Annotated in this window: 11 protein-coding genes; 4 read left to right on the top strand and 7 right to left on the bottom strand. The window is 69.7% G+C overall.

The features are described from left to right. Positions 1-35: 35 nt before the first annotated feature. Genes PKO50_RS28850 through PKO50_RS28840 form a run of 3 tightly spaced genes read right to left on the bottom strand, consistent with a single transcriptional unit; the run spans position 36 to position 3,405 of the window. The gene (locus tag PKO50_RS28850; protein ID WP_275627933.1) at positions 36-1,316 is read right to left on the bottom strand and encodes a cytochrome c; all 1,281 of its coding nucleotides are present in this window, start codon (positions 1,314-1,316) and stop codon (positions 36-38) included. 2 nt (positions 1,317-1,318) lie between these two features. Continuing rightward, positions 1,319-2,902, bottom strand: coding sequence for a GMC family oxidoreductase (locus PKO50_RS28845; RefSeq protein WP_275627932.1), 1,584 nt, complete (start codon positions 2,900-2,902; stop codon positions 1,319-1,321). Between the two features lie 2 nt (positions 2,903-2,904). After that, the gene (locus PKO50_RS28840; protein WP_275627931.1) at positions 2,905-3,405 is read right to left on the bottom strand and encodes a sugar dehydrogenase complex small subunit; all 501 of its coding nucleotides are present in this window, start codon (positions 3,403-3,405) and stop codon (positions 2,905-2,907) included. Between the two features lie 230 nt (positions 3,406-3,635). Here PKO50_RS28840 and PKO50_RS28835 point away from each other — a divergent pair, with 230 nt between their 5' ends. From PKO50_RS28835 to PKO50_RS28825, 3 genes are all read left to right on the top strand, one after another. Then, positions 3,636-4,430 carry a thymidylate synthase gene (locus tag PKO50_RS28835; RefSeq protein ID WP_275627930.1) on the top strand — a complete coding sequence of 265 codons (795 nt, stop codon included), beginning with the start codon at positions 3,636-3,638 and terminating at the stop codon, positions 4,428-4,430. A 448-nt stretch (positions 4,431-4,878) separates the two neighbouring features. Then, entirely contained in the window at positions 4,879-6,042 is a 1,164-nt protein-coding gene (locus PKO50_RS28830) for an iron-containing alcohol dehydrogenase (protein WP_275627929.1), read from the top strand. Between the two features lie 7 nt (positions 6,043-6,049). Continuing rightward, a complete protein-coding gene (locus PKO50_RS28825) occupies positions 6,050-6,481 on the top strand; it encodes a thioesterase family protein (protein ID WP_109935077.1) in 432 nt (143 codons plus the stop codon). A 377-nt stretch (positions 6,482-6,858) separates the two neighbouring features. On the opposite strand, the gene PKO50_RS28820 is transcribed toward PKO50_RS28825, so the two are convergent. The 4 genes from PKO50_RS28820 to fdhD form a co-directional block, all read right to left on the bottom strand. Next, positions 6,859-7,278, bottom strand: coding sequence for a glycine zipper domain-containing protein (locus tag PKO50_RS28820; RefSeq protein WP_275627928.1), 420 nt, complete (start codon positions 7,276-7,278; stop codon positions 6,859-6,861). A gap of 110 nt (positions 7,279-7,388) precedes the next feature. Beyond that, positions 7,389-7,877, bottom strand: coding sequence for a hypothetical protein (locus PKO50_RS28815; RefSeq protein WP_109935079.1), 489 nt, complete (start codon positions 7,875-7,877; stop codon positions 7,389-7,391). A gap of 333 nt (positions 7,878-8,210) precedes the next feature. Continuing rightward, entirely contained in the window at positions 8,211-10,532 is a 2,322-nt protein-coding gene (locus tag PKO50_RS28810) for an FdhF/YdeP family oxidoreductase (protein ID WP_109935080.1), read from the bottom strand. Positions 10,533-10,546: 14 nt separating this feature from the next. Further along, positions 10,547-11,371: a formate dehydrogenase accessory sulfurtransferase FdhD gene (gene fdhD / locus PKO50_RS28805; RefSeq protein ID WP_109935081.1), complete on the bottom strand. Its 825-nt coding sequence runs from the start codon at positions 11,369-11,371 to the stop codon at positions 10,547-10,549. A 251-nt stretch (positions 11,372-11,622) separates the two neighbouring features. Here fdhD and lysM point away from each other — a divergent pair, with 251 nt between their 5' ends. Further along, entirely contained in the window at positions 11,623-12,060 is a 438-nt protein-coding gene (lysM, locus tag PKO50_RS28800; RefSeq protein WP_109935082.1) for a peptidoglycan-binding protein LysM, read from the top strand. The last annotated feature ends 63 nt before the right edge of the window (positions 12,061-12,123 follow it).

Raw genomic sequence — 12,123 nt, 5'->3', positions numbered from 1 at the left:
GGTGGCCGGCTTCACCCTTGAGTGTGAGGCCAGGTTCAGGGCTGGCGGATGGCAGCGACCCGGGCGCTGTCCACCTTCACCGCCGGGTTGCCGAACTGCGCCGTGAGGTAGTTGACCAGGGTGGCGATCTGCTGGTCGTCGAGGGCGCCGGCGAAGCCGGGCATGAACACCTCCTGCCCGGCGCTTTCGCGGTGTACGCCGGTGAGCACGACTTGCACCAGGTTGTCCGGCTGCCGTGCGCCCACCGTGGTGTTGCGGCTGAGCATGGGGTAGTAGGCGTCCTTCGTGCCCTGGCCGCTCCAGCCGTGGCAACTGGCGCAGTTGCCGAGGAACAGCCGGGCGCCGTCGTCGCGGGCCTGGGCGTCGAAGTCCTCGCCGCGCAGCGCCACCAGGTCGTCGGCGGGCTCGCCCCAGGCGAAGCGCGGCTTGCGCTCGCCGTCGCCGACCGCCCTGACGCTGCGCAGGTAGCCGGCGATCGCCTGCAGGTCGGCAGGCCGCAGGTACTGGAAGCTGTGTTCCACGGCCTCGGCCATGGGCCCGGCGGCCTGGGCCTTGCCGGGCAGGCGGCCGCTGCGCAGGTACTGCGCCAGCTCGGCATCGCTCCAGCCGCCGATGCCGCTGTGGGTGTCGCTGGTGATGTTGTAGGCGTACCAGCCGCCCAGGGCGGCGCCGGAGAGGTAGCCGGCGGCCTTTTCGTCCAGCGCCTTCTCCTGGAAGGCCAGGCCGCGCGGGGTGTGGCAGGTGCCGCAGTGGGCCAGGCCCTGCACCAGGTAGGCGCCGCGGTTCCAGGCCTCGCTCTGCTTCGGGTTGGGCTGGAAGGGGCGGTCGTCGTGGAACAGCGCGTTCCAGAGGGCCAGCGGCCAGCGCATGTTCAGTGGCCAGGGGATGTCGCTGTCGCGGTTGGCCTGGGCCACGGCCTCGACGCCGCCGCGCAGGAAGTAGGCGTAGAGGGCCTGCATGTCCGTATCGTCGATCTTGGCGTAGGCGGTGTAGGGCATCGCCGGGTAGAGGTGCAGGCCGCCCTTGGCCACGCCTTCGCGCAGGGCGCGGGCGAAATCCTCGTAGCTGTAGGCGCCGATGCCGGTACGCGGGTCGGGGGTGATGTTGGTGGAATACACCGCGCCCAGCGGGGTGGTCAGCGGCAGGCCGCCGGCGAAGGGCTGGCCGCCGGGGGCGGTGTGGCAGGCCGCGCAGTCGCCGGCGCGGGCCAGGTATTCGCCGCGCTGCAGCAGCTCTGCCGGCGCCGGGTCAAGGGCCGGGGCGGCCCGGGCCAGGCAGGGCAGCAGGAGCAGGGTGGCCAGCAGGCGGGCGGACATGCTCAGGCCTCCCCTTTCAGGCGCTCGGCCAGGCGCAGGGCGAGGGCGGCGAGGGTCAGGGTGCAGTTCACCGAGCCCACCGTGGGCATCACCGCGCTGCCGGCGAGGAACAGGTTGGGGTGGTCGTGGCTGCGGCAGTCGCGGTCCACCACCGAGTCGGCGGGGTCGTCGCCCATCAGCGCGGTACCGGCGATGTGGTTGTTGTTGGCGAAGCTGTCCTCGAACTGCACCTCGCTGCCGCCGAGCAGCCGGGCGGCATGGGCGTAGACCTCGCGGGTGTGCGCCGCGCTGCGGCGCACGTAGTCGTCCATGGCGTAGGTGAACTCCGGCTTGGGGATGCCCAGGGCGTCGCGCTCGCTGGCGCTGGGCAGGATGCGGTTCTCCGGGCGCGGCAGGATCTCGTGGAAGCTGTCGAAGCGCACGAAGCGCGCGGCCCGCTCGCGGATCTGCGCCTCCAGTTCGCGGCCGAGCAGCAGCGGGCCCTGGCGGATCAGCTCGGCGGCCACCTGGTCGACCCGCGAGAGGTTGGACAGGTGGATCTTCTTCGCCGCGTACTGGCTGCGGAAGGCGCCGTCGCGGAAGCCGACCATCGAGGTCATCTCCTGCGGCCCGCGTCCGGGCCAGAGCTTCTCGCTGGCATAGAAGCGCACCGCGGTGCCGGGGTGGTCCATGAGGTTGCGGCCGACCATGCCCGAAGCGTTGCCGACCTCGGACATCAGCATCAGCTTGGGTGTCTCCACGCCGTTGGCGGCGAGCACGAAGACCTTGCCCTCCACCCGCGTCTCGTTGCCCTGCGGGTCCTTGCAGAGGGCCGCGACCAGGCGCCCGCCATCGCCCTTTTCCAGCTGGAACACCACGCTGTTGTCCATCAGCCGGGCGCCGGCGGCCTCGGCTTTCTCGACGTGGACGATGCCGTTGTACATGGCGCCGATCGGGCAGATCGGCATGCAGTTGTTGTTGCCGCAGCAGGTCGGCCGCTGGTCGTAGGGGCGGCTGTTGCGGGCCACCGGCTCGGTGACCACGCGGTAGCCGTTGGCGTTGAGCACGTCCTTCACCCGCTGCTCGTTCCACGACAGCGGCAGCGGCGCCATGGGGTAGGGCTGGCTGCGCGGCGAGCCCAGGTCCTCGTCGGCCGGGCCCCAGACGCCGAGGGCCTGTTCTGCGCGCTGGTACCAGGGCTCCAGCTCGGCATATTCGATAGGCCAGTCGCGGCCCACGCCGTACAGGCTGCGCAGCCTGAAGTCGGCCGGCAGGAAGCGCCAGGCCGAGGCCGCCCAGTGCCAGGTGGTGCCGCCGACCACGCGCAGGTACTGCACGTCGTAGGGGTGCTCGCCCTTCTGCACCAGGTAGTGGTTGTCCGGGTGGTACTGCGGGTGCGGTGCGTGGGCCATGGATGGGTAGGGCGCCTGGTTGTCGGACTTGTCGGCCTGGTTGCGGAAGCGCTCGACGATCTCCCAGCGCGACAGCCGCGGGCCGGCCTCGAGGATCAGCACGTCCTTGCCGGCCAGGGCCAACTGGTGGGCGACCAGGGCGCCGGCGACGCCGGAGCCGACCACCACGTAGTCGGCGCTTTGCGTGTCGGCCATGCTCAGGCCCCCCGCTCGACCGGTTGCGCGGCCCAGAAGCCCGGCTGGTTGCTGCAGTAGCTGCGCGGCAGCAGCACGTCGTCCACGGCGCGGAACATCAGGGCGCCCTCGTAGGTGACCAGGCTGGGGCGCTCGTCCTCGCCGACGTAGCCCAGGTACCAGGCGGCGAGGATCTGCCGGGCCAGCCACTGCTGGCGTTCGCCCCAGCGCTGCGGGCCGTCGCCCAGGCGCGCCTGCAGCTCGCCCAGGCTCTGGGCGAGGGCGGTGTCGCGCTGCGCCAGGGCCAGGTACAGGCGCTGGCCGATGCGCTCGTCGAGGTTGCTGCGGCCGGTCAGGCGCTGCGACAGCGTCATGAAGATCGCCAGTTCCGCTTCGGCCTGGGGCGTCAGCGCGGCCCAGGCCAGGGCCGCAGGGCCCAGCAGCAGGCCGCCGGCCACGGCGCCGCCGCAGGCCATGGCCAGCAGGCGCCGGCGGGACAGGGAAAAGCGTGGCTGGTCTGGCATGCGGACCTCTCGTTCAACAGGCAGCGGCGGCCCGGGGCCGCGGAGGGATCACGGTGTCGCGGGCCGGGTCGTGCCCGGCCTTCTGGCTTATCGTCGGCGCGCGCCAACCAAGGGTGGCGATACGCGGGCCTGCCCCTTAGTATTGCGGCATCTCGCGATTCTGCAGGGCGAATGCGCCCGCGCCGAACCTCCGGCGTGCCTCGCGGACCTCTCTACGACACGGGTTTTCCATGAAACAGTACCTCGACCTGATGCGCCACGTGCGCGAGCACGGCACCTTCAAGAGCGACCGTACCGGCACCGGCACCTACAGCGTGTTCGGCCATCAGATGCGCTTCGACCTGGGCGAAGGCTTCCCCCTGGTGACCACCAAGAAGTGCCACCTGAAATCGATCGTCCACGAGCTGCTGTGGTTCCTCAAGGGTTCGACCAACATCGCCTACCTGAAGGAAAACGGCGTCTCCATCTGGGACGAATGGGCCGACGAGAACGGCGAGCTGGGCCCGGTCTACGGCTACCAGTGGCGCTCCTGGCCGGCGCCCGACGGCCGCCACATCGACCAGATCGCCAACCTGATGACGATGCTGAAGAACAACCCGGACTCGCGCCGGCTGATCGTCTCGGCCTGGAACCCGGCGCTGATCGACGAGATGGCCCTGCCGCCGTGCCACGCGCTGTTCCAGTTCTACGTCGCCGACGGCAAGCTCAGCTGCCAGCTGTACCAGCGTTCGGCGGACATCTTCCTCGGCGTGCCCTTCAACATCGCCAGCTACGCCCTGCTGACGCTGATGGTGGCGCAGGTCGCCGGCCTGCAGCCGGGCGACTTCATCTGGACCGGCGGCGACTGCCACCTGTACGCCAACCACCTGGAGCAGGCCGACCTGCAGCTGACCCGCGAGCCGCTGGCGCTGCCGACCATGAAGCTCAACCCGGCGGTGAAGGACCTGTTCGACTTCCGCTTCGAGGACTTCGAACTGGTCGGCTACGAAGCCCATCCGCACATCAAGGCGCCCGTCGCCGTCTGACCGCTTGCCTCTCCGCCCCGCCCATGTGGCGGGGGTCTTCTTCCCGTTCCGTCCTTCCCCAGGAGCGGATTCCGTCCGCGATTTCGCGCGCAGGGCGCGCTCCTACATGGGAATGGCGCGGGAGCGGATTCTAGGAGCGGATCTCATCCGCGAACCGCGCCGGGATGTCCGGCTATCGCGGACAAGGTCTGCTCCTATGTTGTTTTCAATCGCGCCAAGGTGCTGTGCTCTTCGTAGATACCGCCCGCCGGTGCGCTTATCCATTCGATTGGTAGTGCTTCATTCCGCATAGCGATACAAGGTTCCGCCTGATCGCCACGCCTTGCTATGCTGGCCCGATCGCCCGTCGCCGTCCGGACGGCCCCGATGCACTTGTGCCGTGCCCTGAGCGAAGGTCGCGGCGCGCCATGCCCTTTCCGCTGTACAACGATAACAATGGGGAAACGTCATGCAGCCTTTCAGCTTCGCCACCACCGCGCAGATCCTCTGCGAGAGCGGCTCCGCCGCCCGCCTCGGCGCGCTTTGCCGGGAGCGCGGTGCCGCGCGCGTGCTCATCGTCAGCGACCCCGGCATCACCCGCCTGGGCTTGCTCGACGAGGTGCTGCCGGGGTTCGCCGCCGCCGGGGTGGCGGTGCAGGTGTTCGACCAGGTGCTGGCGGACCCGCCGGAGGCCGTGGTCCTGCAGGCCGCCATGCAGGCGCTGGAGATGGGCGCGCAACTGGTCGTCGGTTTCGGTGGCGGCAGTTCCATGGACGTGGCCAAGCTGGTGGCGCTGCTGGCCCACCCGCAGGCGACCCAGGCCCTGCCGGAGCTGTTCGGCGTGGGCAATGCCCGCGGCCCGCGGCTGCCGCTGATCCAGGTGCCGACCACCGCTGGCACCGGTTCGGAAGTCACCCCCATCGCCATCGTCACCACCGGCGCCACCACCAAGAGCGGCGTGGTCAGCCCGCACCTGCTGCCGGACCTGGCCCTGCTCGATGCCGACCTGACCCTCGGCCTGCCGCCGGCGGTGACCGCCGCCACCGGCATCGACGCCATGGTCCACGCCATCGAGGCCTATACCAGCAAGCTGAAGAAGAACCCGCTGTCCGACCTGCTGGCCCGCGAGGCCCTGCGCCTGCTGGCGCAGAACCTCGATACGGTGGTGCACCACGGCGCCAACCGCGAGGCGCGCCAGGCCATGCTGCTGGGCGCCTGCCTGGCCGGCCAGGCCTTCGCCAACGCGCCGGTGGCGGCGGTGCACGCCCTGGCCTACCCGCTGGGCGGGCACTTCCACATTCCCCACGGCCTGTCCAATGCCCTGGTGCTGCCGGAGGTGATGCGCTTCAATGCGCCGGCCGCCGCTGCGCTGTACGCGGAGCTGGCGCCGTTGCTGCTTGGCGAGCGTCTGCGCGCCGGCGACCGCGACGGCCTGGTCGAGCAGTTCATCGACGAACTGGCGGCCCTCAGCCCCCGCTGCGGCCTGCCTTCGCGGCTGCGCGATGCCGGCGTGCCGGAGCACACGCTGGTCGTGCTGGCCAGCGACGCCATGCAGCAGCAACGCCTGCTGGTCAACAACCCGCGCGAGGTCGGCGAGGCCGATGCCCTGGCGATCTACCGCGCCGCCTACTGAGGACGACATGAGCGAACACCCCAGCCGCGCCGACTACCGGCACTTCCAGCCGATCACCACGCGCTGGCACGACAACGACGTCTACGGCCACGTGAACAACGTGACCTACTACGGCTTCTTCGACACCGCGGTGAACACCTACCTGATCGAGCGGGGCGGGCTGGACATCCACGACGGCGAGGTGGTCGGCTTCGTGGTCAGCTCCAGCTGCGACTACTTCGCCCCGGTGGCCTTCCCCGAGCGCATCGAGGTCGGCCTGCGCGTCGGCAAGCTGGGCAGCAGCTCGGTGCAGTACGAACTGGCGGTGTTCCGCGAGGGCGAGGAACTGGCCTGCGCCGCCGGGCGCTTCGTGCACGTCTTCGTCGAACGCGCGAGCAACCGCCCGGTGCCGATTCCCGCCGGCCTGCGCGAGGCTATGCAGGCGCTGCTGGTCGGCTGAGGCCAGGTCTCGTCATATTCCTGCAGGAGCGCGCAGCGGCAGGCACGGCCTCTCGTAGGAGCGAGCTTGCTCGCGAATGAGCCCCCGCTGCGGAACCTGTTCGCGAGCAAGCTCCTACGAAGAGCAGCCCGGCGACGGTTCAAACACGGCGCCCCGTAGGATGGGTTGAGCGAAGCGATACCCATCGCCATGGCCGCATGGGTTTCGCCAAGGCTCAACCCATCCTACGAAGAGCACCCCGGCGCGGCCATCGGTGCGGGCCTGGGCGGCGCAGCCGGCACAGATCCGCTACGGTCAGGGGCGCCAGGCACCATGAAAAACGCCGTTTCCCCCTATGGAGGAAACGGCGTTTTTGTCTTGCCCGAGCGACCGATGGCTCAGTCGCGGTGCTTATGCTTGCGCTTGTGTTTGTGCTTGTGGCCGCTGTCGTGGTGGTCGTCGTCATCGGCCAGCGAGCTGCCCACCGCGCCGCCGGCTGCGCCGCCCAGGCCGGCGCCGATGGCCGCGCCGGTGGAGCCGCCGACCTTGTTGCCCAGCACCGAGCCGCCGGCTGCGCCCAGGCCGCCGCCGATGGCGGCCTCGGTCTTCTTGCCATCCTTGGCGCCCACGGCGCCGCCGGCCGCACCGCCGACGCCGGCGCCGATGGCCGCGCCGGTGCTGCCGCCCAGGGCGCCGCCGACGACGTTGCCCAGGGCACCGCCCAGGCCGCTACCGACCGCCGCGTTGGTGTTGTCGCCGGCCAGGGCGTACTGGCTGGCGACCAGGCCGAGGGCCAGGGCCGAGAGAGTCTTGCGCATGTTCTAACCTTTCAGAGAGGGAGCGTCGGAAGCATTGTTCCGAACGCAAAACAGCCGGACAAGGGTGTCCGGCTGAGCTGCAGGGTTTATCGCGGGGCGCCTGCCCTGGGTCAATCCCAGTGCTTGTGGCGGCGATGGTGCTTGTACCAGCCGCGATGACGGCCATTGTCATGCCAGTGGCGACGGTCGTCGTAGCGGGCGCGGCGGTAGCCGCGGTAGTCGTCGTCATCGTCGTGGCGGTTGCTGTCGGCATAGTGGTTGCCCAGCGCGCCACCGCCGCCGCCGCCCAGGGCCGCGCCGATCAGGCCGCCGGTGCTGCCGCCGATCTTGTTGCCGATGACCTGGCCGCCGGCTGCGCCGAGGCCGCCGCCGATGGCCGCTTCGGTCTTGTTGCCATGGCGGGCGCCGACCGCACCGCCGGCCGCGCCACCGACACCGGCGCCAATGGCTGCGCCGGTGCTGCCGCCGACCGCCTGGCCGACGACGGTACCCAATACCCCGCCCAGGGCGCCACCGACGCCGGCACGGGTGTCGCCGTCCGCGAAGGCGGAACCACCGACCAGCGCAAGAGACAACAGGAGCATCGAGGAGTACTTCATAGAGAGGTTCTCTGTGTGGATGTTGGCGCCGATGCTGCTGTTGCGTGACAAGGCTTACAAGCCTCTGCCGACGAGTGACGCGACTTTCATCAAAAAATGCAAGTATTTGATTTAAGGACAGAACTTTTTCTATTTCGGGCTGTCTGAATGACATTCCGAGGGTATGAATTTCGCGTGTTATTCACACAAAGTGCTGTTGCAATGATGGCATTTCACGCGATGAGGCGCACTCGAAAACCTCAGGCCGGCCTCGGACCTTCCCATCGAATTTTCCGGACGAACGCGCAGGGCGGATGAGCCTTCGTTGCCATCCGCTCATGGTTTGCCCCGGCTTCAGAGGATGCGGCCGTCGTCCCGGGCGTTTTCCAGGCGTACCGCGACGAACTTCGAGGTCGGGGTGAAGCTGCCCTCGCCGTGGCTCTGCAGCGGCACCAGCGGGTTGGTCTCCGGGTAGTAGGCGGCCGCCTGGCCCGCGGGGATGTCGAAGGCCAGCAGGGTGAAGCCGCTGACCCGCCGTTCCACGCCGTCGTCCCACAGCGAAACCATGTCCACCTTCTGCCCGGGCTCGAAGCCCAGCCGGCGGATGTCCGCCTCGTTGGCGAAGACCACCTCGCGCTGGCCGCGCACGCCGCGGTAGCGGTCGTCCAGGCCGTAGATGGTGGTGTTGTACTGGTCGTGGGAGCGCAGTGTCTGGAGGATCAGGTGGGGGCGCTCGCCGGTGCGGCGCACCTGTTCCGGCAGCAGGTCCTCGGGTAGCGGCGCGGCACTGAAGTTGGCCAGGCCGCTGGCGGTGTTCCAGCGCCGCTCCCTGGCCGCGTTGCCCAGGTAGAAGCCGCCGGGGTGCTTCAGCCGCTGGTTGAAGTCGGCGAAGCCGGGGATGGTGTCGGCGATCAGCTCGCGGATGCGGTCGTAGTCGGCGATCAGCGCGTCCCAGTCCACCGGGTGGTCGCCCAGGGTGGCCTTGGCCATGCCGGCGATGATCGCCGGTTCCGAGCGCATCTGCGCCGACAGAGGCTCCAGCTGGCCGTAGGAGGCGTGGAGCATGCTGAAGGAGTCTTCCACGGTCACCGCCTGCGGGCCGCCGGCCTGGCGGTCGATGTCGGTGCGGCCCAGGCAGGGCAGGATCAGCGCGTCCTCGCCGCAGGTCAGGTGGCTGCGGTTGAGCTTGGTGCTGATGTGCACGGTCAGCGCGCAGCGCTGCAGGGCGCTGTGGGTGCGCGGGCTGTCCGGCGTGGCCTGGGCGAAGTTGCCGCCCAGGCCGATGAAGACCCTGGCCTGGCCTTCGAGCATGGCGTTGATGGCCTCTACGGTGTTGTGGCCATTGTGCCGCGGCACCTTGAAGGCGAAGCGCTTCTCCAGGGCGTCGAGCAGCGCCGCCGGCGGCCGGTCGTTGATGCCCATGGTGCGGTCGCCCTGCACGTTGCTGTGGCCGCGCACCGGGCACAGGCCGGCGCCGGGCCGGCCGATGTTGCCGCGTAGCAGTTGCAGGTTGACCACTTCCTGGAGGGTCGGCACCGAATGGCGGTGCTGTGTCAGGCCCATGGCCCAGCACATGATGACGCGCTCGGCGCGGCGGTACATGGCCGCCGCCGCCTCGATCTCGGCCAGGCTCAGGCCCGACTGGCGCTCGATGGCGTCCCAGGCGGTGGCATCCAGTTCGGCCAGGTAGGCCTCGACGCCGTGGGTGTGTTCGGCGATGAAGGCGTGGTCGAACACCGCCGGCTCGCCCTTGGCCTGGGCCTCGCGCTCCCACTGCAGGAGGAACTTGGCCATGCCGCGCACGGCGGCCATGTCGCCGCCCAGGGCGGGGCGGAAGAACGCGGTGTTCAGCGGTTCGGAACCGTTGGTCAGCATCTCCAGGGCGTGTTGCGGATGCTGGAAGCGTTCCAGGCCGCGCTCCTTGAGCGGGTTGAAGGCCACCACCTGGGCGCCGCGCTTCACCGCCTCGCGCAGTGGTTCGAGCATGCGCGGGTGGTTGGTGCCGGGGTTCTGGCCGAACACGAAGATGGCGTCGGCGTGCTCGAAATCGTCGAAGGTGACGGTGCCCTTGCCGACCCCGACGCTCTGCCCCAGGGCCACGCCGCTGGCCTCGTGGCACATGTTCGAGCAGTCCGGGAAGTTGTTGGTGCCGAAGGCGCGGACGAACAGCTGGTAGAGGAAGGCCGCCTCGTTGCTGGCCCGGCCGGAGGTGTAGAACTCGGCCTGGTCGGGGCTTTCCAGGCTGTGCAGGTGTTTCGCCACCAGGGCGAAGGCCTCGTCCCAGCCGACCGGCACGTAGCGGTCGCTGGCGCGGTCGTAGCGCATCGGCTCGGTCAGCCGGCCCTGGTACTCCAGCCAGTAGTCGCTCTGCTGGCGCAGTGCGCTGACGCTGTGGCGGGCGAAGAAGGCGGCGTCCACGCGGCGCTTGGTGGCTTCCCAGTTCACTGCCTTGGCGCCGTTCTCGCAGAACTTCACCCGGCCGTCCTCGGGGGAGTCGCCCCAGGCGCAGCCGGGGCAGTCGAAGCCGCCGTTCTGGTTGGTCTTGAGCAGCGCGCGCAGGTTCTTGAACGGCTGCTTGCTGTCCAGCCAGAAGCGCGTGACGCTGATCAGCGCGCCCCAGCCGGCGGCCGGGCCCTTGTAGGGTTGGTAACGGGGGTTGATCGGTTGCAGGCTCATCGGGATGTCGGGCGTCAGTGGGAGGCCGGCGCCGGGCTGTAGACCCGCGGCGCGTTGTGATGGGGGAGGTGGATCAGGTTCAGCCGGTGCCGGCGCGCCCACTCGACGGTGAGCGCGGTGGGCGCGGACAGGCTGACCAGGGTGGCTATGCCGGCGCGCACGGCCTTGTGGATAAGCTCCAGGCTGCAGCGGCTGGTGACCACGGCGAAGCCGTCGCGGCAGTCCAGGCGCCGCCGCTTGAGCGCGCCGATCAGCTTGTCGAGGGCGTTGTGCCGGCCGATGTCCTCGCGGCAGAGGGCGACCTGGCCGGCGCCGTCGACATGGAGCGCCGCATGCAGCGCGCCGCTGCGCCGCGCCAGCTTCTGCACCTGGTCGATGCGCTGGCGCAGGCCCAGCAGGTGGGCCGCCGGCGGCAGCGGCGCCGGCTCCAGCGGACGCAGTTCGGGCAGTGCCTGCTCGAGCGCCTCCACGCCGCACAGGCCGCAGCCGCTGGTGCCGGCCTGGCGCCGGCGTTGCTGCTTGAGCGCCCAGAAGGCCCGGCTCGATATCTGCACCTCGGCGCTGACGGCCTCGGCGAAGCGGTTCAGGCGGATGTCATAGATGTCGTCGATGGACTCGACCAGGCCGGCGCTCAGGCTGAAGCCGCGGATGAAGTCCTCGATGTCCTCGGGGGAGGTCATCATCACGGCCTGGCTCAGGCCGTTGTAGGCGATCGCCAGGGCCACCTCCTCGGCCAGCTCGGCGCGGTCGGAAGCGGGCTCGGCGCCCAGTTCGGCGTAGGCATAGGCGCCGCGGGCCGTGGCATCCGCGGGCGCCGGGCATTGGGGCTGGCAAGGCATGGGCTGGGGCCCTGTATTGGAATAGTGACGCCAGCCTAGGGCCCCGCCGCGGGAGCGTCTAATCGGTAGTGCCAATGCCTTGATCGACGCCATCTATCACGGCGCCGCGGCGACCGTCGCGGGCTTTTCGTCGGCGGCCGGCGGCTTTCGGACGGCTCCTATCGTTGCCCCCGGCGCTGGCGTCTAGACTTCCTGGCGGCGCGGTCAGCCCTGAGCCGGCCGCAGGAACTCTAATCGCAAGGAGAAAGGACATGGGCATTCTGTCATTCGTTAAGGAAGCCGGCGAGAAGCTGCTGGGCGGCCTGCTGGGCGACAAGGCGCAGGCCGCCGAGTCGCTGAAGGAGCACGTGGCCAAGGTCGGCCTGGGCAACCCGAACATCCAGGTCAGCGTCGAGGGCGACAAGGTGATCGTCAGCGGCGAGGCGGCCAGCCAGGAAGAGAAGGAGAAGATCCTCCTGGCGCTGGGCAACGTCGAGGGCGTGGCCGGCGTGGAGGACAGCATCACCGTGGCCCAGGCGGCGCCGGAGGCGCGCTTCGTGACGGTGAAGAAGGGCGACACCCTGAGCGCCATCGCCAAGGCCGAGTACGGCAACGCCAACGCCTACATGAAGATCTTCGAGGCCAACAAACCGATGCTCAGCCACCCGGACAAGATCTACCCGGGGCAGGTGCTGCGGATTCCGGAATAAAAGCGGCGGCAGGCTTCAGGCGGCAGGCTGCAGGCGAAGAGCGAGCTGGGCTTTTGCCTGTAG

Origin of the sequence: Pseudomonas sp. 273, assembly GCF_029201425.1 — a bacterium.
GTDB lineage: Bacteria > Pseudomonadota > Gammaproteobacteria > Pseudomonadales > Pseudomonadaceae > Pseudomonas > Pseudomonas delhiensis.
The sequence above is the reverse complement of the archived record's forward strand: the minus strand, read 5'-3'. Positions and strand labels throughout refer to the sequence as shown.